Source organism: Kitasatospora sp. NPDC048296, assembly GCF_043201815.1.
In the GTDB taxonomy this organism is placed as follows: Bacteria; Actinomycetota; Actinomycetes; order Streptomycetales; family Streptomycetaceae; genus Kitasatospora.
On record NZ_JBICZB010000003.1, the window covers coordinates 234,621 to 259,718 of the forward strand.

Genomic DNA, 25,098 nt, shown 5'->3' on the forward strand with positions numbered 1-25,098 from the left:
GGCGGCGTCTCAACCGGCAGTCAGGGCGTCTCAACCGGTAAACCGAGTGGCGGGCGGACACCCCGTCTCGCCTACGCTTGGCGTCGTGACCCCCGCAGACCTTTCCCAGGCAATCCAGGCCGCAGTGAGCTCCGCCGTCGAGGCGGGCGAGCTGGCCGTCGCCGTGCCCGAGCACGTGACGGTCGAGCGGCCCAAGAACCGGGACCACGGCGACTACGCGACGAACGTGGCCCTCCAGCTCGCCAAGGCGGCCGGCAAGCCGCCGCGAGCCGTTGCCGAGGCTCTGGCCGAGCGCCTGCGAGGGATCACCGGCGTCGCCAAGGTCGACATCGCCGGTCCGGGCTTCCTGAACATCACCCTGGACGCCGCCACCGCCGGTGCGCTCGCCCGCACCATCGTCGAGGCGGGCGAGGCCTACGGCCGCAACGAGGCCCTCAAGGGCCTGAAGATCAACCTGGAGTTCGTCTCCGCCAACCCGACCGGCCCGATCCACATCGGCGGCGTCCGCTGGGCGGCCGTCGGCGACTCGCTGGCGCGCGTGCTGCGGGCCTCCGGTGCCGACGTCACCACCGAGTACTACCTCAACGACGCCGGCGTGCAGATCACCAAGTTCGCCGCCTCGCTGCAGGCCGCCGCGAACGGCCGTGAGGTGCCCGAGGGCGGCTACGTCGGCGAGTACATCGTCGACATCGCCAAGACGCTCACCGGCGCGATCCCGGGCGTGCTCGACCTGCCCGAGGCCGAGCAGCTGCAGGTCTTCCGCACCGAGGGCCTCAAGCTCATGGTCGCCGAGATCAAGCGCTCGATGGACGAGTTCGGCACCCACTTCGACGTGTGGTTCTCGGAGAAGACGCTGCACGACTCCGGCGCCGTCGAGAAGGCCATCGACCGGCTGCGCGAGCAGGGCCACGTCTTCGAGCAGGACGGCGCGGTCTTCCTGCGCACCACCGACTTCGGCGACGACAAGGACCGCGTCCTGATCAAGGCCGACGGTGACAAGACCTACTTCGCCGCCGACGCCGCCTACTACCTGTCCAAGCGGGACCGCGGCGCCGAGGTCGCGCTCTACATGCTGGGCGCCGACCACCACGGCTACGTCAACCGCCTCAAGGCCATCTCGGCCTGCGCGGGCGACGACATGGACCGCAACATCGAGGTGAAGATCGGCCAGTTCGTGAAGATGCTTCGCGACGGCGAAGAGGTCCGCATGTCCAAGCGGGCCGGCAACATCATCACGATCGACGACGTGGTCGAGTGGATCGGCGTGGACGCCGCCCGCTACACCCTGGCGCGCTCCTCCACGGACTCGACGATCACGCTGGACATCAACCTGCTGACCAGCCAGTCCAACGAGAACCCGGTCTTCTACGTCCAGTACGCCCACACCCGGATGTGCGGCGTGGCGCGCAAGGCCGCCGAGCTGGGCGTGGACAAGGGCACGGTCGAGCAGTTCAAACCCGAACTGCTCGCCACCGAGTGGGAGAACGACATCCTCGGCGCCCTCGGCGAGTTCCCGCGCATCCTCGCCACCGCCGGCGAGCTGCGCGAGCCGCACCGGGTCGCGCGCTACCTGGAGGACCTCGCGGGCAAGTACCACCGCCTGTACGAGAACTGCATGTTCCTGCCCAAGGGCGACGAGGAGCTCTCCGACACGCACCGTGCCCGGCTCTGGCTGGTCGAGGCCACGCGCACGGTCATGGCCAACGGCCTCACGCTCCTGGGCGTGACGGCGCCCGAGCGGATGTAGGCACCACCCCCAAGCGCACAGCGGGGGGCGGCTGACGGTCAACGGGGACCGTCGCCGCCCCTCGCCATAGGTCTCGAAGGAAACCCGGACAATGAGCCGTTCCGCACACCCCGCAGGCCCTCGCCACGGCGACGTGCTGCCCGATGGCCACTACCAGGCCCCGCCGGCCGACCTGAACGCGCTGGACCCCAAGGTCTGGTCGCGCACCGTCGCCCGCGACGCCGAGGGCGTGGCCACCGTCGGCGGGATCGACGTCAAGCAGCTGGCGGCCGAGTTCGGCACCCCGGCCTATGTGCTGGACGAGGAGGACTTCCGGACCCGGGCCCGCGCCTGGCGGGACGCCTTCGGCGCCGACGCGGACGTCTACTACGCCGGAAAGGCCTTCCTCTCCAAGGCGATCGTGCGCTGGCTGCACGAGGAGGGCCTCAACCTCGACGTGTGCAGCGTCGGCGAGCTGGCGGTCGCGCTGGCCGCCGGGATGCCGCCGGAGCGCATCGCGCTGCACGGCAACAACAAGTCGGTGGACGAGCTCGAACACGCGGTGAAGACCGGCGTCGGGCACATCGTGGTCGACTCCTACGAGGAGATCGAGCGCCTGGCCGCGATCGCCGCCCGCCAGGGCGTGCGCCAGCAGGTGCTGATCCGGATCACCGTCGGCGTCGAGGCGCACACCCACGAGTTCATCGCCACGGCGCACGAGGACCAGAAGTTCGGCCTGTCCCTGAACGGGGGAGCGGCCGCCGAGGCGGTGCGCCGGGTGCTCGGCCACGACAGCCTGGAGCTGCGCGGCATCCACTCGCACATCGGCTCGCAGATCTTCGACACGGCCGGCTTCGAGGTGGCCGCCCGCCGGGTGGTCGGCCTGCTGGCGGAGATCCGCGACGAGCACGGCGTCGAGCTGCCCGAGATCGACCTCGGCGGCGGCCTCGGCATCGCGTACACCAGCGAGGACGACCCGCGCGAGCCGGCCGAGATCGCGGCCGCGCTGGCCGAGATCGTCCGCCGCGAGTGCGCCGCCGCGAACCTCGACACCCCCCGGCTGAGCGTGGAGCCGGGCCGGGCGATCGTCGGCCCGACCGCGTTCACCCTGTACGAGGTCGGCACGGTCAAGCCGCTGGAGGGCCTGCGCACCTACGTCAGCGTGGACGGCGGGATGTCCGACAACATCCGCACCGCGCTGTACGACGCCGAGTACTCGGTGGCCCTGGTGTCGCGCACCAGCGAGGCCGAGCCGATGCTGGTCCGGGTGGTCGGCAAGCACTGCGAGTCCGGCGACATCGTGGTGCGGGACGCCTTCCTGCCGGCCGACCTGACCCCGGGCGACCTGATCGCGGTGCCCGCCACCGGCGCCTACTGCCGCTCGATGGCGAGCAACTACAACCACGCCCTGAGGCCCCCCGTGGTCGCAGTCAAGGACGGTGCGGCCCGGGTGATCGTCCGACGCGAGACGGAGGAGGATCTCCTGCGCCTGGATATCGGATGACGAAATTCTCGTCTCAGATCATGGAACGACCGTAGATCCGTGCGGAAAGTCCCCGAGACTGGTACGGACCGAAGTTCCCGGCGGCCCCGAAAAACCGCCGGAAATACCGAAGCACGATGAATGCAGAGCGGAGTCGGATGATGCGTACGCGCCCGCTGAAGGTGGCGTTGCTGGGTTGTGGTGTGGTGGGCTCCGAGGTGGCGCGCATCATGACGACGACGGCCGACGACCTCGCCGCTCGCATCGGTGCCCCGGTCGAACTCGCCGGGATCGCGGTCCGCCGGGCCGGCCGGGTCCGCCCCGGGGTGCCCGAGCACCTGATCACCACCGACGCCGAGGCCCTGGTCAACCGGGGCGACATCGACGTGGTGGTCGAGGTGGTGGGCGGCATCGAGCCGTCCAAATCGCTGATCCTGTCCGCCTTCAAGCGGGGCGCCTCGGTGGTCAGCGCCAACAAGGCGCTGCTCGCCAGGGACGGCACCGAGCTGCACGCCGCGGCCGCCGAGGCCGGGGTGGACCTGTACTACGAGGCCGCGGTGGCGGGCGCGATCCCGCTGCTGCGTCCGCTGCGCGAGTCCCTCGCGGGGGACAAGGTCAACCGGGTGCTGGGGATCGTCAACGGCACCACCAACTTCATCCTCGACAAGATGGACACCACCGGCGCCGGCTACTCGGAGGCGCTGGAGGAGGCCACCGCGCTCGGCTACGCCGAGGCCGACCCGACGGCCGACGTGGAGGGCTTCGACGCCGCCGCCAAGGCCGCGATCCTGGCCGGCATCGCCTTCCACACCAAGGTCACCGCCGCGGACGTGTACCGCGAGGGCATCACCGAGGTGACCGCCGCCGACATCGCCTCCGCCAAGGAGATGGGCTGCGTGGTCAAGCTGCTCGCGATCTGCGAGCGGGCGGCCCACGGCGAGTCCGTCACCGCGCGGGTCCACCCGGCGATGATCCCGCTGTCGCACCCGCTGGCCTCGGTCCGCGAGGCGTACAACGCGGTGTTCGTCGAGGCCGAGGCGGCCGGCCGGCTGATGTTCTACGGCCCGGGCGCGGGCGGCTCGCCGACCGCCTCCGCGGTGCTCGGCGACCTGGTCGCGGTCTGCCGCAACAAGCTGGCCGGCGCCCCCGGTCCCGGTGACTCCGTGTACACCCAGCTGCCGGCCAAGCCGATGGACGAGGTGGTCACCCGCTACCACGTCAGTCTGGACGTCGACGACCGTGCGGGCGTGCTCGCCCAGGTCGCGTCGGTGTTCGCCGAGCACGGCGTGTCCATCGACACCGTGCGCCAGCAGGGCCGCGACGGCGACGCCTCGCTCGTCGTGGTCACCCACCGTGCCACCGACGCCGCACTGTCGGCGACGGTCGACAAGCTCCGCGCGCTGGACAGCGTGCGGGACGTGGCCAGCATCATGCGGGTCGAAGGGGAGTAAGGAACAGATGATGAGCGGCGTTGCCGAGAACGCGGCCAGAAGCACCCACACCCACACCCACCAGTGGCGCGGGCTGATCGAGGAGTACCGGGACCGCCTGCCGGTCACCGCGGCCACCCCGGTGGTCACCCTGCTGGAGGGCGGTACGCCCCTGGTCCCCGCCCAGGTGCTCTCCGAGCGCACCGGCTGCGAGGTCTACCTCAAGGTCGAGGGCGCCAATCCGACCGGCTCCTTCAAGGACCGCGGGATGACGATGGCCATCTCCAAGGCCAAGGAGGAGGGCGCGCAGGCGGTCATCTGCGCGTCCACCGGCAACACCTCGGCCTCCGCCGCCGCGTACGCGGTGCGGGCCGGGATGGTCTCCGCCGTGCTCGTCCCGCAGGGCAAGATCGCCCTCGGCAAGATGGGCCAGGCGCTGGTGCACGGCGCCAGGATCCTGCAGGTCGACGGGAACTTCGACGACTGCCTGACCCTGGCGCGCGAACTGTCCGAGAAGTACCCGGTCGCCCTGGTGAACTCGGTGAACCCGGCGCGGATCGAGGGCCAGAAGACGGCGGCCTTCGAGATCGTCGACATGCTCGGCGACGCCCCGGACATCCACGTCCTGCCGGTCGGCAACGCGGGCAACATCACCGCCTACTGGAAGGGCTACCGCGAGTACGCGACCGACGGGATGTCCTCCCGCACCCCGCGGATGTGGGGCTTCCAGGCCGCCGGCTCGGCCCCGATCGTGGACGGCGCGCCCGTCCTCAAGCCGCAGACGATCGCGACCGCGATCCGGATCGGCAACCCGGCCTCCTGGGACTACGCGCTCGCCGCCCGGGACGAGTCCGGCGGCCTCATCGACAAGGTGACGGATCGTCAGATCCTTTCCGCCTACCGGCTGTTGGCCGCGCAGGAGGGCGTCTTCGTGGAGCCGGCCTCGGCCGCCTCGGTGGCCGGTCTGCTGGCGAAGGCGGAGGCCGGCCTGGTCGACCCGGGCCAGCGGATCGTCTGCACCGTGACCGGCAACGGCCTCAAGGACCCGGACTGGGCGGTGGCCGGCGCGCCGCAGCCGCAGATCGTCCCGGTCGACCCGGAGGCCGCGGCCCAGCGGCTCGGACTGCTCGACTGACAAAGGGGCCTGACGCTTCGACGGGCCGACTCTTTCGGGGGTTGGCCCGTCGAAGTTCTCCACTGACTCTTTGGTGTCAATTCCGTATCGCATTCCGGTCCGATTCCGCCCCTCTCTCTGACGGGGAGGAGTGTGCATTCCGGCCAGAACCGGCAACACACCAGATCGAAGGCCCACGGGGTGTACCACTGGGGAACCTCTCTTCGATACTCTGGCTTCGGCCGTGTGGCACACGCCCCGGGCCCGTCCTGGTACGGGCCGCGCCGACGACTGTGGCCGCCCGCCCCGTGGGGCCCTCGGCCCTTTTCCCACCCTTGCACCGACGACGCGCTCCGCGCTCGCCCGATTTCCCCAGGAGAGTCCACCGCATGGCCGGTCCTGCGTTCCGTGCCGCCGCCGTCCGGGTCCGGGTTCCCGCGACCAGCGCCAACCTCGGTCCGGGCTTCGACGCCTTCGGACTCGCGCTGGGCCTGTACGACGACGTGGTCGTCCGGGTCGCCGACTCGGGCCTGACCGTCGACATCGCCGGCGAGGGTGCCGAGACGCTGCCCCGGGACGAGCGCCACCTGCTGATCCGCTCGATGCGGGCCGCCTTCGACCGGCTCGGCGGCCAGCCGCGCGGCCTCGAAGTGGTCTGCGCCAACCGGATACCGCACGGCCGCGGCCTGGGCTCATCCTCGGCCGCCATCTGCGCCGGCATCGTGGCCGCCCGGGCCGTCACCATCGGCGGCCCGTCCGCGCTGGACGACGACGCGCTGCTGGCCCTCGCCTCCGAGCTGGAGGGCCACCCGGACAACGTCGCGGCCTGCCTGCGCGGCAACTTCACCATCGCCTGGACCGACGAGGAGTCGGCCAAGGCGGTCGCCATGGAGCCCTCGGAGCAGGTCGTCCCGGTGGTGTTCGTCCCGGCCGCCGAGATGCTCACCGAGACCGCCCGCGGCCTGCTGCCGAAGACCGTCCCGCTGGCCGACGCCGCCGTCAACGCCGGCCGCTCCGCGCTCATGGTGGAGGCGCTGACCAGGCGGCCCCAGCTGCTGTTCGCGGCCACCGAGGACCGGCTGCACCAGGACTACCGCGCCACCGCCATGCCGGACAGCGCCGCGCTGGTCGGCGCGCTGCGCGCGGAGGGCGTCCCCGCGGTCATCTCCGGGGCGGGCCCGACCGTGCTGGCGCTCACCGACGAGGCGGGCGTCGACAAGGTGCTCTCCTTCGCCGGCCACCACGGCCACGGCGGGAACCCGGCGTTCGCCGCACACCGGCTCGGCGTCGACCGGACCGGGGCCACCGTGCTCCCGCTGGGCGTCTGAGCAGCCACGTCGGGCCCGGCGTCGAGCCGGGCCGTCCGGACACGATTGGCAGGCCCGAGGTCGGGGAATGTCTGAGGGGGTCGGTAGTGTTAATCTCATTGCTGCACCATGTGCCCTCCGGGGCTCGGTGCGCCGCGTCCCGATCCCAGCACTCCACGGCCGTGGAGTCGTGGCGATGTCCGGGGCGACGATTCTCCGGGAGCCCACCGCAGCGCGTACGCAGCCTGCCTGCGCGACATGCGGCCGCATCCCGAAGCCGTGACGGCACCTGACTCCCACCCGCGGCCTCCAACCTCGAGGCCAGGACGGGCGGAGCGCGGGTCACCGTCACGCGACGGGGGCCCGGGATTCGCAGGCAGCGTGGGGGCAACGCCCTCAGGGGAGGTCGACACACGACCGGCCCACGCGCCACCTCAGCACCACCGTGCTTCATGCACCGCACCTCGCAGTTCTCCCTCGACGGGCTCCCGCCATTCGAGGGATCACCGCCTCGGACCGACGCAGTCGAGCGTTGGTCAGGACAGCACAACCGGTCGCCGAGCCAGACAGGCCGACGTCCGCTCCAGGGAAGGACCCTTAGTGAGCGACTCCACCGATCTGATGGGCGCGCGCCCGGACGCCGAGGCGTCGGACGCCGCCGCCGCCCCCGCTGCCCCGGCACGCCGCCGCCGCAGTGCCGCCGCGGGCCTGGACGGCATGGTCCTCGCCGAGCTGCAGAAGCTCGCCGCGGACCTGGGCATCACCGGTACCGGACGCATGCGCAAGAGCCAGCTGATCGAGACCATCAAGGAGAAGAGCGGCGGGGACCCGCTGCTCGCCGCCGGTGGCGCCCCGGCCGCCAAGCGCACCGCCGCCAAGGCGGACGCCGAGGCGCCGGCCCAGAAGCCGGCCCGTCGCAGCAAGGCCGCCGCCGCCGAGGCGCCGGCCGCCGAGCCGCAGGCCCAGATCGAGATCCCGGTCCAGGCCGCCGCCGAGACCGCCGCGCCCGCCCGTACCGAGCGCACCCGCCGCCGGGCCACCGCCGCCGCCGGTGCCCCGACCGCGCCGGCCGCCGCCGAGGCCGCCGCCGACTCCGCCACCGTCGCGGTGGCCGAGCCCAAGCAGGCCGAGCGTCCGGCCGAGACCCGCGGCTTCGAGGGCCGCGAGGACGGTCGCGAGACCCGTCGCGACCGCCGCGAGCGCCGTGACCGCCGCGACGGCGGCGAGCGCACCGAGCGTCAGGACGCCGGCGAGGCTCAGGCCGGGCAGGACGGCGAGGGCCGCGAGTCGCGTCGCGACCGCCGCAACCGCCGCGAGCGCGCCGACCGCCAGCCCCAGCAGGGTCAGCAGCAGGGCCAGGCCGACGGCCAGCAGCCCCGCCAGCAGGGCGGCCAGCAGGTTCAGCAGCAGCCGCAGGTCCAGCAGGGCGGCTACGACGACGACGAGTTCGGCGAGGGCCGCCGTGGCCGTCGCGGCCGCTACCGCGACCGCCGTGGCCGTCGTGGCCGCGAGGGTTTCGAGGCCGGCGTGGTCGAGCCGCAGGTCGGCGAGGACGACGTCCTGATCCCGGTCGCGGGCATCCTCGACATCCTCGACAACTACGCGTTCGTGCGCACCTCCGGCTACCTGCCGGGCCAGAACGACGTCTACGTCTCGCTCGCCCAGGTCCGCAAGAACGGCCTGCGCAAGGGTGACGCCATCACCGGTGCGGTGCGCCAGCCGCGCGAGGGCGAGCGCCGCGAGAAGTTCAACGCCATGGTGCGGCTGGACTCCGTCAACGGCATGGACCCGGAGACCGGCCGCGGCCGCCCCGAGTTCAACAAGCTCACCCCGCTCTACCCGCAGGAGCGGCTGCGCCTGGAGACCGACCCGGGCGTGCTGACCACCCGGATCATCGACCTCGTGTCGCCGATCGGCAAGGGCCAGCGCGGTCTGATCGTCGCGCCGCCGAAGACCGGCAAGACCATGGTGCTGCAGGCGGTCGCCAACGCGATCACCCACAACAACCCCGAGTGCCACCTGATGGTCGTCCTGGTCGACGAGCGTCCGGAAGAGGTCACCGACATGCAGCGGTCGGTGAAGGGCGAGGTCATCTCCTCGACCTTCGACCGCCCGGCCGAGGACCACACCACCGTCGCCGAGCTGGCCATCGAGCGCGCCAAGCGCCTGGTGGAGCTGGGCCACGACGTGGTCATCCTGCTGGACTCGATCACCCGCCTGGGCCGCGCCTACAACCTGGCGGCGCCGGCCTCCGGCCGCATCCTGTCCGGTGGTGTCGACTCGACCGCGCTGTACCCGCCGAAGAAGTTCTTCGGTGCCGCGCGCAACATCGAGAACGGCGGCTCGCTGACCATCCTGGCCACCGCGCTGGTCGAGACCGGCTCGCGCATGGACGAGGTGATCTTCGAGGAGTTCAAGGGCACCGGCAACATGGAGCTCAAGCTCGACCGCAAGCTCTCGGACAAGCGCATCTTCCCGGCCGTCGACGTGGACGCCTCCAGCACCCGCAAGGAGGAGATCCTGCTCGGCAGCGAGGAGTTGGCCATCGTCTGGAAGCTGCGCCGGGTGCTGCACGCGCTCGACTCGCAGCAGGCGATCGAGCTGCTCCTGGACAAGATGAAGCAGACCAAGAGCAACGCCGAGTTCCTGATGCAGATCGCCAAGACCACCCCCGGCTCCGGCGACTGACCGTAGCCGCACGGCTGTCCAAGCACGGAACCCCGGATCGCGTGAGCGGTCCGGGGTTCCGTGCGTTGGCGCACCGACCGGCAGGTTGGAGGCTTTGTTCCAGGGTTGCGACAACTTGGGGCTATTCGATCATCTTGTCCGTTTTACTCTGGTCCGTATGGCCGAGCACAAGAGGGTCCCGAGTCGCCGCCGCAAGGTCCTGCGGGTGGCCGCCTGCGCGTCCGCCGCACTCGTCGTCCTCGGGGGCGGGGCGGCCGGGTACGCGTACCTGAAGCTCGACGGGAACATCAAGAGCGTCGACATCAACGGCCGTCTCGGTGACGCCCGCCCCCCGGCGGCCACCGACGGCTCCTTCAACATCCTGGTGCTGGGCTCCGACTCCCGGGCCGGCGAGAACGGCGCCCTGGCCGGCGGGGGCACCGGCGACACCGCCCGCTCCGACACCGCGATGGTGGTGCACATCGGCCAGGACCACGCGCGGGCCTCCGTCGTCTCCATCCCGCGCGACACCCTGGTCGACCGCCCGGACTGCACCGACGCGAACGGCAAGGCCGTCCCGGCCGCCAGGCGGGCGATGTACAACAGCGCCTTCGAGGCCGGCGGCGCGGCCTGCGCGGTGAAGACCACCGAGCAGCTGACCGGGCTGCGGATGGACCACTACCTGCAGGTCGACTTCGCCGGCTTCGCCCGGGTCGTGGACGCGATGGGCGGGGCCACCGTGACCACCACGGTGGCCATCCACGACAAGGACAGCGGGCTCGACCTGCCGGCCGGCGAGCACCACCTCGACGGGCAGCAGGCGCTGGCCTTCGTCCGCACCCGGCACGGCGTCGGCGACGGCAGCGACCTCGGCCGGATCGAACTGCAGAAGCAGATGGTCAAGTCGCTGCTCCAGCAGGCCGGAGGGATCGGGCTGTACTCCAATCCGGTCAAGCTGTGGTCGATCGGCGACACCATGACCAGGAGCGTCACCACCGACTCCGCGCTGGGCTCGGTGAACTCCCTGGTCGGGCTGGTCCAGGAGCTCAAGGGGATAGGCCCGGACCAGCTCACCATGGTCACCCTGCCGGTGGAGGGCGCCCCCGGCGACCCCAACCGGGTGGTCCCGCAGCAGCCGCAGTCCCAGCAGCTCTGGGCGGCGCTCAAGGCCGACCGGCCCGTCCCGCAGGGGGTTGTCTCGGCCCAGCCGCAGAACCCCGCCCAGGCGGCCCCCACGGCCTCCCCGAAGGCCGTTCCGAAGCCCGCCGCGACGGCCACGGCGCGACGCTGACGGTGCCCGGCGGCCGCCCGGAATATCCCGGAACAGGCCCCGGTTTTGGAAGGTGCGGCCGGTCCTGGCAGACTGGTACGTCGGTCCCGGTTCACGTGCGGCACTCCAGCCGCCGACCCGGTGCCCTCCCGAAACCTAGGAGAACCCCTTGAAGTCCAACGTTCACCCGGAGTACGTGGTCACCCGCGTGACCTGCACCTGCGGCGCCGAGTTCACCACCCGCTCGACCGAGACCAGCGGCGAGATCCGCGCCGAGGTCTGCTCGCAGTGCCACCCGTTCTACACCGGCAAGCAGAAGATCCTCGACACCGGTGGCCGCGTGGCCCGCTTCGAGGCCCGCTTCGGCAAGCAGCACAGCGCGAAGGCCTAGCGCTCCCTCGGCGCCGGTTCCCGGCGTCCCCGTACTCGTTCCGGGGGCGCTGGGGACCGGCGCCGTTCGCGTCCCCCCGCGCGTTCCGCACGCCCCGCCTCCACCACCTCACACGTTCTAGCCCCGGGAAGAAGGCCACCCCATGTTCGAGGCAGTCGAAGAGCTCCTCGTCGAGCACGCCGACCTCGAAAAGAGGCTGGCCGATCCGTCCGTCCACTCCGACCAGGCGAACGCCCGCAAGCTGGCCAAGCGGTACGCCGAGCTGACCCCGATCACCCGGGTCTACCGGGAGTGGCGGCAGGCCGGCGAGGACATCGAGGCCGCGCGCGAACTCGCGGCCGAAGAGCCCGAGTTCATCTCCGAGGTGAAGGACTCCGAGCACCGTCGCGACGAACTGACCGAGGAGCTGCGGCTGCTGCTGGTGCCGCGCGACCCGAGCGACGACAAGGACGTCATCCTGGAGATCAAGGCGGGCGAGGGCGGCGAGGAGTCCGCACTGTTCGCCGGCGACCTGCTCCGGATGTACCTGCGCTACGCGGAGCGGATCGGCTGGAAGACCGAGGTCATCGACTCCAACGAGTCCGACCTCGGCGGCTACAAGGACGTCTCGGTGGCCGTCAAGACCAAGGGCAACACCGAGCCCGGCCAGGGCGTCTGGGCCCGGCTGAAGTACGAGGGCGGCGTGCACCGCGTGCAGCGCGTCCCCGCCACCGAGTCCCAGGGCCGCATCCACACCTCCGCGGCGGGCGTGCTGGTCACCCCCGAGGCGGAGGAGGTCGAGGTCGAGATCCTCGCCAACGACCTGCGCATCGACGTCTACCGCTCCTCCGGCCCCGGCGGCCAGTCGGTCAACACCACCGACTCCGCGGTCCGGATCACCCACCTGCCGACCGGTATCGTGGCGTCCTGCCAGAACGAGAAGAGCCAGCTGCAGAACAAGGAGCAGGCGATGCGCATCCTGCGTTCGCGGCTGCTGGCCGCTGCGCAGGAGGAGGCCGAGCGCGAGGCCTCGGACGCGCGTCGCAGCCAGGTCCGTACGGTGGACCGCTCCGAGCGGATCCGGACGTACAACTACCCCGAGAACCGCATCTCGGACCACCGCACGGGATTCAAGGCGTACAACCTGGACCAGGTCCTGGACGGCGACCTGAACCCGGTGATCCAGTCCTGCGTCGACAAGGACGCGGCGGCCAAGCTCGCCGCGGCCCAAGAGAACTGAGACCGGCGCGCCCCAGCCCGACGCAAGCCTGAAGCCGGAGCGCAGAAACAAGAGGTCGTACGGATGAACCTGCTGCTCGCCGAGGTGGCCCAGGCCACCCAGCGGTTGGCCGCGGCCGGCGTGCCGTCGCCGCGCTTCGACGCGGAGGAACTCGCCGCCTACGTCCACAACGTCAAGCGCAGCCAGCTGCACACGGTGAAGGACGCCGACTTCGACGCCCGCTACTGGGAGGCGGTCTCGCGCCGCGAGGCGCGCGAGCCGCTCCAGCACATCACCGGGCGGGCGTTCTTCCGCTACCTCGAACTGGAGGTCGGCCCCGGGGTGTTCGTGCCCCGGCCGGAGACCGAGACGGTCGTCGAGTGGGCGATAGACGCGGTGCGCGACATGGACGTCGCCGAGCCGCTGGTGGTCGACCTGTGCTCCGGCTCCGGCGCCATCGCGCTCGCCCTGGCCCAGGAGCTGCCGCGCTCGACCGTGCACGCCTTCGAACTCGACGAGGGCGCGCTGGAGTACACCCGGCGCAACATCGAGGCCAGCCCGGACCGCGCGCGGGTCACCCTGCACGCCGGGGACGCCACCAAGGCCTTCGAGGACGACCGCTCCTGGGACGGCCGCTTCGACCTGGTCATCTCCAACCCGCCGTACATCCCGCTCACCGAGTGGGAGTACGTCGCGCCCGAGGCCCGCGACCACGACCCGCAGATGTCGCTGTTCTCGGGCGAGGACGGCCTGGACACCATCCGCGGCATCGAGCGGGTGGCCGCCCGGCTGCTGCGCCCGGGCGGCGCGGTGGTGATCGAGCACGCCGACCAGCAGGGCGGCCAGGTGCCGTGGATCTTCAACGAGGAACGCGGCTGGACGGACACCGCCGACCACCGTGACCTGAACAACCGGCCGCGCTTCACGACTGCCCGAAGGGTCGGGTCGTGAACGTCGAGCACGGTACGACCGCCCGAAGGGTCGGGTCGTGAACATCAAACGCAGTACGACCGCTCGTAAAGCCGCGCTGTGAACGCCGTGATGAGCAATTCCGGAAGGGGACCGCACCGATGAGCCGCCGCTACGACTGTGCCGACGCCGGGGACCGCGCCACCGGCCTGCGCGAGGCCGCCTCGGCCATCCGCCGCGGCGAACTCGTCGTTCTGCCCACCGACACCCTGTACGGGGTCGGTGCGGACGCCTTCTCCCCGGAGGCCGTCGGCGAGCTGCTGGCCGCCAAGGGCCGCGGCCGCAACATGCCCTCGCCCGTCCTGGTCGGCTCGCCGACCACCCTGCACGGCCTGGTCACCGACTTCTCCGAGCAGGCCTGGGAGCTGGTCGACGCCTTCTGGCCCGGCGGGCTCACCCTGGTCGCCCGGCACCAGCCCTCGCTGCGCTGGGACCTCGGCGAGACTCGCGGCACCGTCGCGGTCCGGATGCCGCTGCACCCGGTCGCCATCGAGCTGCTGAACAACACCGGCCCGCTGGCCGTCTCCAGCGCCAACAAGACCGGCGGGCCGTCCCCGGCGACCTGCGACGAGGCACAGGCCCAGCTCGGCGACGCGATCTCGGTCTACCTGGACGGCGGGCAGGCCGACCACGCCACGGCCTCGTCCATCGTCGACGTCACCGGCAAGGTGCCGGTCCTGTTGCGGGCCGGCGCGATCAGCATCGAGCAGCTGAGGGAGGTCGTCCCCGACCTGGAGGCCGGAAGTTGACACCCACCGCCTCGCTCCATGACGGGCCCGGCATAGCGCCGTACCTGGCTGTGGGCCCCAGGCCGCTGGACCACTTCCGGATCCTGTTCGTCTGCACCGGGAACATCTGCCGCTCGCCGATCGCCGAGCGGCTCACCCGGCGTGAGCTGGACACCCGGCTCAGCCCCCGGGTGGCCGGCCGCATGCTCGTGGAGAGCGCCGGCACCTGGGGCCACGTGGGCGCGCCGATGGAGGACCACGCCGCGACCGTGCTCGACGAGTACGGCGCCGACAGCGGCGGCTTCACCGGCCGCGAGCTGCTCGACGCGCACGTGGTGGAGGCCGACCTGGTGCTCACCGCGACCCTGGACCACCGCGCCCAGGTGATCTCGATGGGCCACGAGGCGGGGCTGCGCACCTTCACGCTGAAGGAGTTCACCCGCCTGGTGCGGACGATCGACCCGGGCACCCTGCCCGACCCCCGCCGCGGTGCCGACGTCACCGAGCGGGCCCGCGCGCTGGTCCGGGCGGCCGCCGCGCTGCGCGGCTGGCTGCTGGCCGCCACCCCGGAGTCGGACGAGCTGGAGGACCCGTACGGGGCTCCGATCGGCATGTTCCGCAACTGCGGCGAGGAGATATTCCACGCGGTCGACCCGGTGGTCACCGCGCTCACCGGCATTCCGGCGCCGCGCTGAGCCTTGGCTCCGAACGGCCCCGCGTCGCCGCGCCGGGTGGCGCAGGCGGTCCTACGCTGAGTAGACCGTCCATGCCGCGCCCGGGAGCCCTGCCATGACCGTCACCGATGCCGCTACCGGCTCGACCGCGACGAGGGGGCGCCCGTGGGCGTCCGAGGCGCTGCACCGGGCGGATCCGCAGATCGCCGACCTGCTGGCCGCCGAGGCCGAGCGGCGGGCCGAGACCATCCAGCTGCTGGCGGGGGAGAACCTGACCAGCCCCGCCGTCCTGGCGGCGCTGACCGGGCCGCTGATCGACAAGTACGCCGAGGGCTACCCGGGCCGCCGGCACCACACCGGCTGCGCGCTGGCGGACGCCGCGGAGCTGCTGGCGATCGACCGGGCCCGTGACCTGTTCGCCGCCCCGCACGCCAACGTCCAACCCCGGTCGGCGACTTCGGCGATGCTGGCGGCCTACGCGGCGCTGCTGCGGCCCGGTGACGGGGTGCTGGCGATGTCGCTGGAGCACGGCGGCCACCTCAGCTGCGGCTCGCGGTCGAACTTCTCCGGCCGCTGGTTCGCCTTCACCGGCTACGGCGTGCGCGAGAGCGACGGCCTGATCGACCTCGACCAGGTGCGCGACCTGGCCCGGCTGCACCGCCCCAAGGCCATCGTGGCGGGCTCGATCTCCTACCCCCGGCACCCGGACTGGGCGGCCTTCCGGGAGATCGCCGACGAGGTGGACGCCTATCTGATCGCCTCCGCCGCACAGACCACCGGCCTCATCGCGGCCCGGGAGGCGCCCTCCCCGGTGCCGTACGCCGACGTGACGGTGGCGGCCACCCACAAGCTGCTGCGCGGCCCGCGCGGGGGCCTGCTGCTGTCCACCGCGGAGCTGGCCGAGCGGGTGGACCGGGCGGTGTTCCCGTTCAGCCAGGGCGGTGCGGCGATGAACGAGGTGGCCGGCAAGGCGGTCGCCCTCGCGGAGGCCGCGACGCCCGCGTACCGGGCCTACGCGCGGCGGGCGGTGGCCGGGGCTCGGGCACTGGCCGCGGGGCTCGCAGAGGCCGGAATGCGCCCCCTGACGGGCGGTACCGACACCCACCTGGTGACCGCCGACGTGAGCCCGCTCGGGGTGACCGGCGCGGAGGCCGAGCGGCGCTGCGCGGCGGCCGGGCTGCTGCTCGGCAAGTGCGCGCTGCCGTACGACCCGGCGCCGGCCGCCGAGGCCTCCGGGGTCAGGCTGGGCACGGGCACGGTGACCAGCCAGGGGATGGGCGAGGTGGAGCTGTCGGAGATCGCCGGGCTGATCGCGCGGCTGCTCGCCGGGGACGCGGCGACGCCGGTCGCGCAGCGGGTCCGGGAGCTGGCGGGGGCCTTCACCGGGGCCTTCGTCGGCGCGTGAACGAGCGACAGTGAGCGAACCGATCAAGCGGTGCCGTCCACGGGTATCCGCATCTCCTACCCGGGAGGGCGAACCGCGATGCACGTCATGGGCGTCCGACTCAATAAGGTGTGTGTTGTGGCGACGCACCTCGAACCCCGGGAAGGCAGGGGAGTACCTTCGGTACCTCCCCGTTCGACAGTGATGCAGGAGGCCAGTGGTGCGTGAGTATCTGCTGGTGCTGTTCTGCACCGCCGCCGTCACCTACCTGCTGACCGGCCCGGTCCGGAAGTTTGCCATCGCGGCCGGCGCGATGCCGCCGGTCCGCGCCCGCGACGTGCACCGCGAGCCCACCCCGCGCCTCGGCGGCATCGCCATGTTCGGCGGGCTGTGCGCGGGCATCCTGGTCGCCTCGCAGCTGGACAATCTGAGCAAGGTGTTCAGCCAGGGCGGCGACATCCGCGCTCTGCTGTCCGGCGCCGGGATCATGTGGCTGCTCGGCGTGCTCGACGACAAGTGGGGCGTGGACGCGCTGGTGAAGCTCGGCGGCCAGATGATCGCCGCCGGTGTGATGGTCTGGCAGGGCGTCACGGTGATCACCCTTCCGGTGCCCGGCGTCGGCGCGGTCGCGGTGAGCCCGACCCAGGGCATGGTCATCTCGGTCACGCTGGTCGTCGTCATGGTCAACGCGGTGAACTTCATCGACGGTCTGGACGGCCTGGCGGGCGGCATGGTCTGCATCGCCGCGATGGCGTTCTTCCTGTACAGCTACCGGCTCTGGTACGGCTACGCGATCACCGACGCGGCCCCCGCGGTGCTGTTCAGCGTGCTGCTGATCGGCATGTGCCTGGGCTTCCTGGCGCACAACATGCATCCCGCGCGGATCTTCATGGGCGACTCCGGCTCGATGATGCTGGGCCTGATGCTGGCCGTCGCTGCGATCTCGATCACCGGCCGGGTCGACCCGGACCTGATCAACAACGAGACCGGTTCGCAGACCGCCACCGTGCACGCCCTGGTGCCGATCTACATCCCGCTGCTGCTGCCGCTGACGGTCATCGCGCTGCCGCTGGCCGACCTGCTGCTCGCGGTGGTGCGCCGCACCTGGGCCGGGCAGTCCCCGTTCGCCGCCGACAAGCGCCACCTGCACCACCGACTGCTCCAGGTCGGGCACTCGCACAGCCGCGCCGTACTGATCATGTACTTCTGGGCCGCGCTGATCGCCTTCGGCTCGGTGGCGTTCTCGGTGACCAACACCGGCCGCACCGTGGTGCTGACCCTCGCCGGGCTCTGCCTGGTCGGTCTGGTGGTGCTGCTCACCCCACGGTTCCGGCCGCGCGCCCCGCGGGCGGTGCAGTCCTTCGTCCCGCCGCGGTACCGGAGGCAGTCCTCCGCCCCGATGGCTGAACTGTCGGCGAAGGACAAGCAACTTCTCGGTGAAGCCAGCCGGGGCTCCTCCGCGGCCTCCGATCACGACAAGGCCACCGGCCGCAGGGCCTGAGCGCCGCGGGCTCACCCCCTGGGTGACGTAGCCGGACGGGTGGCCCTCCCCCGTCGATCGGGGAGGGCCACCCGTCCGCTGTCGTTCCGTCGTCGCCGCTGTCGTGGTCACCGCGGCCGTGACGGGAGGATGGAGCGCAGGCCGGGCCGGGCGCCGGGACGGCGCTTCCACTCGCGTGGGTAGCCCACCGACACCTCCTCGAAGCGCACCCCGTCGTACCGGGTGGTCCTGGGGATGTGGAGGTGCCCGTAGACCATCACCTCGGTCCTGAACCGGGTGTGCCAGTCCGCCGTGGCGGTGGTCCCGCACCACAGGGCGAACTCCGGGAAGTACAGGACGTCGGTCGGGGTCCGCACCAGCGGGTAGTGGTTGACCAGCACCAGCGGGACGGACGGATCGCACTGCGCCAGCCGGCGTTCCGTCTCGGCCACCCGGGCCCGGCACCAGGCCTCGCGGCTCGGGTACGGGTCGGGGTGCAGCAGGAACTCGTCGGAGCAGACCACCCCGGCATCGTGCGCCCGCTTCAGCGCCTCGGCCTGGGTGCGAGTGCCCGGCGGCCGGAACGTGTAGTCGTACAGCAGGAAGAGCGGGGCGACCCGGACCGGGCCGTCCGGCCCCTGCCACACCGGATAGGGATCCTCCGGCGTGACCACGCCGAGCCCGCGGCAGAGCTCGACCAGGTGTTCGTACCGGGCCACCCCGCGCAGCGGCACGCTGTCGCTGGCGTGGGACCACAGCTCGTGGTTGCCCGGCGCCCACACCACCTTGGCGAAGCGCTCCGCCAGCAGGCCCAGGGCCCAGGCGATGTCGTCCACGATCTCGCTCACATCGCCGGCGACGATCAGCCAGTCGTCCGGGGAGTGCGGCCGGAGGCTCTCGACCAGCGAGCGGTTCTCCGGGTAGCTGATGTGCAGGTCGCTGATGGCAAGGAGCGAACCCCCCTGCCAAGTGGTGCTGTTCGCCAAGGATCGGGTGCCTTTCGGGAACCGGCTGGGCCGGTCAGGACTGTTCCTGCCGCCACGTCGAGTACGTCGTCGCGATCCCGTCCCGCAGGGAGATCTGCGGCTTCCAGCCGAGGGCCGTCAGCCGGCTGCTGTCGAGCAGCTTGCGGGGCGTGCCGTCGGGCTTCGAGGTGTCCCAGACGAGCTCGCCGGTGAACCCGACCACGTCGGCCACCGTCTCCGCCAGCTCACGGATGGTCAGGTCGTAGCCGCATCCCACGTTCAGCGGTTCGGTGGCGTCGTAGTGGCGGAGGACCACCTCGCAGGCGGCCGCGAGGTCGTCCGAGTGGAGGAACTCCCGGCGCGGCGTTCCCGAACCCCAGAGGGTGATCTCGTCCAGGCCCGCCTCCTTCGCCTCGTGGAAGCGGCGGATCATGGCCGGCAGCACGTGGGAGGTCTGCAGGTCGAAGTTGTCCCCCGGGCCGTACAGGTTGCCCGGCATCGCCACCACGTAGGATGCGCCGTACTGCTTCCGGTACGACTGCACCTGCACGATCCCGGCGATCTTGGCGATCGCGTAGGCCTCGTTGGTGGGCTCCAGCGGGCCCGTCATCAGCAGGTCCTCGGTGATCGGCTGCGCCGCCTCGCGCGGATAGATGCAGCTGGACCCGAGGAACAGCAGCCGCGGCACACCGGCGGCGTGCGAACCGGCGATCACGTTGAGCTGGATGCGCAGGTTCTCCTCGATGAACTGCACCGGCTGGGTGCTGTTCGCCATGATCCCGCCGACCTTGGCGGCGGCGACCACGACCGCGTCCGGCCGCTCCTCGCGCAGGAACGCGGCGGTGGCGGCCTCGTCCCGCAGGTCCAGCTCGGCGCGGGTCCGGACGATCGTCTCGTACCCCGAGGCGGTCAGCCGCCGGACCACGGCCGATCCCACCAGGCCGCGGTGGCCGGCCACGAAGACCCGGGCCGGCGGCGGGAGCAGGTCGGGTATCTGTGCCACTTCGCTCATCGGTCCACCCTCACGTTCGCGCCCGTCAACTGGTTCTCCAACTGCTCGATGTCCGCGGCCACCATGATCCGCGCCAGTTCCGCGAACTTTACCTGCGGCTTCCAGCCGAGCAGTTCCTCCGCCTTGGACGCGTCCCCGATCAGCGAGTCGACCTCGGACGGACGGTCGTACGTGGGGTCGTAACGCACGTACTTGCCCCAGTCCAACCCGACCGCGTCGAAGGCCACTTCGCAGAACTCCCGGACGGAGTGCGCCTCGCCGGTCGCGATGACGAAGTCGTCGGGGGCGTCGGTCTGCAGCATGCGCCACATCGCCTCGACGTACTCGGGCGCGTAGCCCCAGTCGCGTACCGCGTCCAGGTTGCCCAGGTACAGCCGGTCCTGCAGGCCGGCCTGGATGCGGGCCACCGCGCGGGTGATCTTGCGGGTCACGAAGGTCTCGCCGCGGCGCGGGCTCTCGTGGTTGAAGAGGATCCCGTTCACGGCGTGCATCCCGTACGCCTCGCGATAGTTGACTGTCGCCCAGTAGCCGAACACCTTGGCGCAGCCGTACGGGCTCCGCGGGTGGAACGGCGTCTTCTCGTTCTGCGGCGGCGGGGTCGAGCCGAACATCTCCGAGGACGAGGCCTGGTACACCTTGGTCCGGACGTCGCTGGCGCGGATCGCCTCCAGGAGGCGCATCGAACCGAGGCCGGTCACGTCACCCGTGTACAGGGGCATCTCGAAGGAGACCCGCACGTGGCTCTGCGCACCGAGGTTGTAGACCTCGTCGGGCTGCACGTCCCGCAGCAGGTTCACCAGCGCCACGCCGTCCGCGAGGTCGACGTGGTGGAGCTTCAGGCGGCGGTCGGCCGTCTGCGGGTCCTCGTAGATGTGGTCGATCCGCTCGGTGTTGAAGCTGGACGAGCGCCTGATCAGCCCGTGCACCTCGTACCCCTTGCCGAGCAGCAGCTCGGCGAGGTAGGAGCCGTCCTGGCCAGTGATGCCGGTGATCACGGCCTTCTTCCCCGTCATGTGGTCCGTCCTCGCGTGTTCGTCGTACGGCGCGGGCGTCGAGTCCCCGCCGGTGTTCGAAAAGCAGTGCCGGGTCGGGCCGGGCGTCCGCCGGTGGACGCCCGACCCCGGCGGATTGGTCAGGCGCCGGAACGCGCCAGGCGCGCCTCGATCTCGTCCACGACGCGGATGGCGCCGCCGCCCTCGACGACCTCCTTCTGCATGACCCGGGCCCGCTCCTGCGTCGCCTCGTCGGCGGCGACCGCCAGCACCGCGGCCCGCAGGGACTCCGCGGTCACCTCCTCCGGCGCGAGCCGCACGCCCAGGCCCAGCTCCACCGTGCGGCGGGCGACCAGGTCCAGCTCGGCGGCCTGCGGAACGGCGACCAGCGGGGTGCCGTAGTACATGGCCTCCATCGTGCTGCCGAGGCCGGAGTGCGTCACGAAGACCTGACCGTGCTCCAGCACCGCCAGCTGCGAGGCGATCCGCTGCTTCACCTCGAAGTGCGCCGGGATCGGGCCCAGGTCGGCCGGGTCCACGTTCGGGCCGGTCGCGATGACGACGTTCCAGTCCAGGTCGCCGAAGGCCTCGATGCAGGTCCGGTAGAAGTCGGCGCGGGCGTTCCAGACCGACCCCAGCGTGACCAGCACGGTCGGCTTGCCGTTCGTCGGCGGCTCCCAGTGCTCCTCGGTGCTGCGGTCGATCAGGCTCGGGCCGACGAAGACGAAGCGCTCGTCGAAGGTCTCGCCGGCGGGCTGGTAGGAGCGCGCCATGAAGACCATGTTGAGCTCCTCGATGCCGTCCAGGATGTCCGAGGACGACTCGCCCGCCAGGCCGTGGTCCTCCCGGAACCGGCCCAGCCTGGCGCCGAACTCCACCAGCTTGGGGTGCTCCGGCGTGATGGTCGGGAACTCGGCACCCAGCGCCTGGTTCAGCGAGTAGTGCTCGTTGGAGGCGAACAGCGGAATGGACTGGATGGCCGGGCAACCCCACTTCGTGGCCAGGGCGCGACCCGCGAAGTACATCAGGGCGTCGTAGAAGAGGAGGTCCGGCACGTCGTTCTCGAAGTGCGGCGCGGCACCCGCCACCGCGGCCTCGTTCTCCAGCAGGAACTTCAGCGGACCGCCGGCCATCTCGTCGTCGGAGACCTTCTCCGGGGCCTCCTTGCCCTCCGGCCAGGTGGAGGTGTAGTGCGCCACGCCGGCGCCGGCCGACGAGACCTTGTTGGTGAAGTCGGGAGTGGTGATGTAAGTGACCCGGTGACCGCGGCGCACCAGTTCGGCGACGACCACCAGCGTCGGGTTGATGTGGCCGTGGAACGGCGCGTTGAGGATGGCTATGTGCTTGCCCATGGCTGGTTCGTCTCCCATTGGGTACGTGGGTGGAATTCCATCGATGACGGGATGGATCCGCTCCGGATTTCCGGGGCCCCGGCGTTCCGGAGTTTCGGCGTTCGGGAATTCCGGGGCCCGTGGGTTCCGGAATTCAGGTGTGCCGGTGTGCCGGTGTCAGGCGTTCTGCGTGAGGGCCGCCAGGTGGCGCCGGAGCGTGTCGAGCACCGGCTGCGGACTGGTGGCCAGGAAGAAGTGGCCGCCCGGGAAGACCTCGAGCTCGAACCGCCCCGAGGTGTGCTCGCGCCATGCCTCGGCCTCGTCCAGGCTGGTCATCGGGTCGGCGTCCCCGGTGAGGACGACCACCGGGCAGTCCAGCTTCGGAGCCGGCGTGAACCGGTAGCTCTCGATCGCCCGGTAGTCGCTGCGCAGCGCCGGCAGGATCATCCGGAGCAGCTCGTCGTCCGACAGCAGCTGGTTGTCCGTGCCGTCCAGGCGCTTCATCTCGCCGATGAGGCCCTCGTCGTCCAGCAGGGACACGTGCTCATCCCGGAACCGGTCCGGGGCCCGCCGTCCCGAGGCGAACAGCAGCTCCGGCCCGGTGCCCGGCTTCGCCCGGAACCGGCGCGCCACCTCGAAGGCGATGACCGCGCCCATGCTGTGCCCGAAGAACACCAGCGGCTTGTCGGTCCAGCCCTGCAGGGCGGTGTGGATCTCGTCCGCCAGCCGGCCGATGTCGTCGATCGACGGCTCGCTGCGCCGGTCCTGCCGCCCGGGGTACTGCAGGGCCAGGACCTCGACCGACCGCGGCAGCGCCGCCGACACCGGGAAGTAGAACGTGCCGGAGCCACCGGCGTGCGGGAAGCACACCAGTCGGACGGCCGCCTCGGGGGAGGGGTGGTAGCGCCGGATCCAGGGATCGGTGCCGTCAGAGGCTGCGGTCATGGTGCCGGGTTCCTTTTCTTCGGTGCATTCGGTGAAGGTCCCTCCGGGGCGCCCCGGAACGCGCGGTGAACGCGGTACCGGGGACGCCTCGGTGCGGGCAGGGTGGCAGAGCCGGAAAGAAGGCGTGGAAATGCGGAGGAGATCAGGAGTGCTTATCCAGCCACTCCTCGATGGCAGCGGCGGTCGAATCCGCGTGCTGCTCGACAATGGTGAAGTGGTCGCCGACGACGGCTGTTTCATCATGCTTCAGAAGCCACTCCACATGCAATCCTTCCGATTCGTCGGAAGAAATTCCAGAGCTTTCGCCCGCGAATTCCGTCGTGGCGGGGACGCCGTCCAGCGGCATCCGGTCCGTCGCCCGGACCAGCAGGGTGGGAGTGTCGACCTCCTGGGGGTGCCACTCGGGCAGGATGCGGTGGTACCCGCCCATGGCAGTCAGCCGCGTGGCGTTCATCAGGCCGCCGCCCAGCTTCTCCTCGCGGTCGAAGACGATCCCCAGCATCGCCGCGCCCACCCGCTCGCTGACCCGCGTGCCCGGCCACGGGCTGTCCAGTAGCACCAGGCCCCGGGGTGACACCCCGTCGGCCTCCAGCCGCTCCGTCACCGCATGGGCGACGTGACCACCCGCCGAGTGGCCGAGCAGAACGAACGGTTCGTCACCGGCGTACCGCCGCACGGCCTCCGCCTGCAGCGCGACCAGGGCCTCGAAGCTCTCCGGAATGCTCTCGCCGTCCACGAACCCGGGCTGCGGCAGCACCACGACGTCGCGCCGGCCGCGCAGGGCGGCCGCGATGCGCGAGTACTGCTGCGGCCCCGCCGTCGCGACCACCGCGGGGAAGCAGATCAGGAGCGGCCCGGAGCCGCCCGAGGCCAGCCGCACCGGGTGCGGGACGTGCGTGGCCGCGTCAGCGCTGCCGAACGACGCGCGAAGCCGCGAGGCGGCCATCAGCAGGTCGTTGCCGGCCTCGTTCCGGCCCGTCGCGAACGAGTGCCGGAACAGCGCCACGATGCCGTCCGACTCGCCGCCGTGCCCGTCGTCGTCCTGCTCCACGCTGCCGTACTCGGGGCTGAGCTGGTCGGCGCTGCCCTGCTCGGCGCTGCCCTGCTCGACGTTGACGGATCGTCCGTCCGTGTCGGTGGCGGAAGCGCCGGTGCCGGTTCCCGCAGGCTGCGCGGCCCCGGCACGGTCCAGCCTGGTCCGGAGGAAGGTGACCACGGTCGTCGGCGTCGGGTGTTCGAACAGCAGCGCCGTCGGAAGGCGCAGCCCCGTCGCGGCGGCCAGCCGGTTGCGGAGCCGCACCGCCGTGAGCGAGTCGAAGCCCAGGTCGAAGAACCCGCGACCCGGATCGATCGCCTCGCCCGAGGCGTGCCCCAGCACCGCCGCAGCTTCGGCCCGCACCAGGTCGAGCAGGAGGCGGTCACGCTCCTCGCCGCTGCTGCGCCGCAGGACCCCGGCCGAGTCGGCCGGTGCGGACGTGGAGGTGCTGACGGCCTTCCTGGCCCGGGTGCCGGCGCCCTTGTGGGCCGGGTCCGGGGTGAGCCAGTAGTGCTGGTGCTGGAAGGCGTAGGTGGGCAGGGGGATCTGGTGGCCGGTCTCGAAGAGGGTGGTGAGGTCGGTGGTGTGGCCGTGGGTGTGGAGGGTGGCGAGTGAGGTGAGGAAGCGGTGGAGGCCGCCTTCCTCGCGGCGGAGGGTGCCGGTGGTCAGGAGGGTCTCGGTGGCCTCGACCGCCTCGGTGGTCTGTTCGATGCCGTAGGTGAGGACGGGGTGGGGGCTGACCTCGACGAAGGTGGTGTGGCCGAGCTCGATGAGTGAGCGGACGGTCTCCTCGAAGCGGACGGTCTGGCGCAGGTTGCGGTACCAGTAGGCGGCGTCGAGGGTCTGGGTGTCGGTGGGGGAGACCGTGACGGTGGAGTGGAAGGCGATGTGGCCTTCGAGGGGCTGGACGGGGGCGAGGAGGGTGGCGAGTTCGGCTTCCAGTTCCTCGACCTGGGGGGAGTGGGAGGCGTAGTCGACGGGGATGCGGCGGGCGCG

At 71.5% G+C, this 25,098-nt stretch carries 20 protein-coding genes; 14 read left to right on the forward strand and 6 right to left on the reverse strand.

The window, feature by feature from the left end; genetic code table 11:
- Positions 1-85 precede the first annotated feature (85 nt).
- The 14 genes from argS (at position 86) to ACGF12_RS04100 (ending at position 17,842) form a co-directional block, all read left to right on the forward strand.
- Complete coding sequence (gene argS, locus ACGF12_RS04035) at positions 86-1,747, forward strand: arginine--tRNA ligase (RefSeq protein WP_393025130.1); 1,662 nt, start codon at positions 86-88, stop codon at positions 1,745-1,747.
- A 91-nt stretch (positions 1,748-1,838) separates the two neighbouring features.
- A complete protein-coding gene (lysA, locus tag ACGF12_RS04040; protein WP_393025133.1) occupies positions 1,839-3,230 on the forward strand; it encodes a diaminopimelate decarboxylase in 1,392 nt (463 codons plus the stop codon).
- 137 nt (positions 3,231-3,367) lie between these two features.
- A complete protein-coding gene (locus tag ACGF12_RS04045) occupies positions 3,368-4,660 on the forward strand; it encodes a homoserine dehydrogenase (protein WP_393025136.1) in 1,293 nt (430 codons plus the stop codon).
- Positions 4,661-4,670: 10 nt separating this feature from the next.
- Positions 4,671-5,774, forward strand: a complete 1,104-nt coding sequence (thrC, locus tag ACGF12_RS04050; RefSeq protein ID WP_393025138.1) for a threonine synthase — start codon at positions 4,671-4,673, stop codon at positions 5,772-5,774.
- A 368-nt stretch (positions 5,775-6,142) separates the two neighbouring features.
- Positions 6,143-7,081, forward strand: a complete 939-nt coding sequence (gene thrB / locus ACGF12_RS04055) for a homoserine kinase (protein ID WP_393025141.1) — start codon at positions 6,143-6,145, stop codon at positions 7,079-7,081.
- A gap of 579 nt (positions 7,082-7,660) precedes the next feature.
- On the forward strand, positions 7,661-9,748 hold the full coding sequence (gene rho, locus ACGF12_RS04060) for a transcription termination factor Rho (protein WP_393025143.1): 2,088 nt from the start codon (positions 7,661-7,663) through the stop codon (positions 9,746-9,748).
- 157 nt (positions 9,749-9,905) lie between these two features.
- Positions 9,906-11,018, forward strand: a complete 1,113-nt coding sequence (locus ACGF12_RS04065; protein WP_393025146.1) for an LCP family protein — start codon at positions 9,906-9,908, stop codon at positions 11,016-11,018.
- A 148-nt stretch (positions 11,019-11,166) separates the two neighbouring features.
- Positions 11,167-11,388: a 50S ribosomal protein L31 gene (gene rpmE, locus ACGF12_RS04070; RefSeq protein ID WP_030235761.1), complete on the forward strand. Its 222-nt coding sequence runs from the start codon at positions 11,167-11,169 to the stop codon at positions 11,386-11,388.
- 142 nt (positions 11,389-11,530) lie between these two features.
- Positions 11,531-12,607, forward strand: a complete 1,077-nt coding sequence (gene prfA, locus ACGF12_RS04075; RefSeq protein WP_393025149.1) for a peptide chain release factor 1 — start codon at positions 11,531-11,533, stop codon at positions 12,605-12,607.
- Between the two features lie 63 nt (positions 12,608-12,670).
- The gene (gene prmC / locus ACGF12_RS04080) at positions 12,671-13,537 is read left to right on the forward strand and encodes a peptide chain release factor N(5)-glutamine methyltransferase (RefSeq protein WP_188302982.1); all 867 of its coding nucleotides are present in this window, start codon (positions 12,671-12,673) and stop codon (positions 13,535-13,537) included.
- 119 nt (positions 13,538-13,656) lie between these two features.
- Positions 13,657-14,304, forward strand: coding sequence for an L-threonylcarbamoyladenylate synthase (locus ACGF12_RS04085; RefSeq protein WP_393025152.1), 648 nt, complete (start codon positions 13,657-13,659; stop codon positions 14,302-14,304).
- Complete coding sequence (locus ACGF12_RS04090; RefSeq protein WP_393025155.1) at positions 14,301-14,978, forward strand: protein-tyrosine-phosphatase; 678 nt, start codon at positions 14,301-14,303, stop codon at positions 14,976-14,978. The genes ACGF12_RS04085 and ACGF12_RS04090 overlap by 4 nt, the downstream gene beginning before the upstream one ends.
- Before the next feature lie 94 nt (positions 14,979-15,072).
- A complete protein-coding gene (gene glyA, locus ACGF12_RS04095; RefSeq protein WP_393025158.1) occupies positions 15,073-16,362 on the forward strand; it encodes a serine hydroxymethyltransferase in 1,290 nt (429 codons plus the stop codon).
- Between the two features lie 199 nt (positions 16,363-16,561).
- Positions 16,562-17,842 carry an MraY family glycosyltransferase gene (locus ACGF12_RS04100; protein WP_393025161.1) on the forward strand — a complete coding sequence of 427 codons (1,281 nt, stop codon included), beginning with the start codon at positions 16,562-16,564 and terminating at the stop codon, positions 17,840-17,842.
- A 107-nt stretch (positions 17,843-17,949) separates the two neighbouring features.
- On the opposite strand, the gene ACGF12_RS04105 is transcribed toward ACGF12_RS04100, so the two are convergent.
- The 6 genes from ACGF12_RS04105 to ACGF12_RS04130 all read right to left on the reverse strand — a co-directional run.
- Positions 17,950-18,807, reverse strand: coding sequence for a metallophosphoesterase family protein (locus tag ACGF12_RS04105; RefSeq protein WP_393025164.1), 858 nt, complete (start codon positions 18,805-18,807; stop codon positions 17,950-17,952).
- Between the two features lie 34 nt (positions 18,808-18,841).
- Entirely contained in the window at positions 18,842-19,798 is a 957-nt protein-coding gene (locus ACGF12_RS04110) for a GDP-L-fucose synthase family protein (RefSeq protein WP_393025167.1), read from the reverse strand.
- On the reverse strand, positions 19,795-20,811 hold the full coding sequence (gene gmd / locus ACGF12_RS04115) for a GDP-mannose 4,6-dehydratase (RefSeq protein ID WP_393025170.1): 1,017 nt from the start codon (positions 20,809-20,811) through the stop codon (positions 19,795-19,797). Before gmd ends, ACGF12_RS04110 begins: the two co-directional genes overlap by 4 nt.
- 119 nt (positions 20,812-20,930) lie before the next feature.
- Positions 20,931-22,142 carry a macrolide family glycosyltransferase gene (locus ACGF12_RS04120; RefSeq protein WP_393025173.1) on the reverse strand — a complete coding sequence of 404 codons (1,212 nt, stop codon included), beginning with the start codon at positions 22,140-22,142 and terminating at the stop codon, positions 20,931-20,933.
- A gap of 156 nt (positions 22,143-22,298) precedes the next feature.
- Complete coding sequence (locus ACGF12_RS04125; protein ID WP_393025175.1) at positions 22,299-23,066, reverse strand: thioesterase II family protein; 768 nt, start codon at positions 23,064-23,066, stop codon at positions 22,299-22,301.
- 142 nt (positions 23,067-23,208) lie between these two features.
- The coding region (locus ACGF12_RS04130; RefSeq protein WP_393025178.1) for an alpha/beta fold hydrolase at positions 23,209-25,098 on the reverse strand (1,890 nt) is incomplete at its 5' end.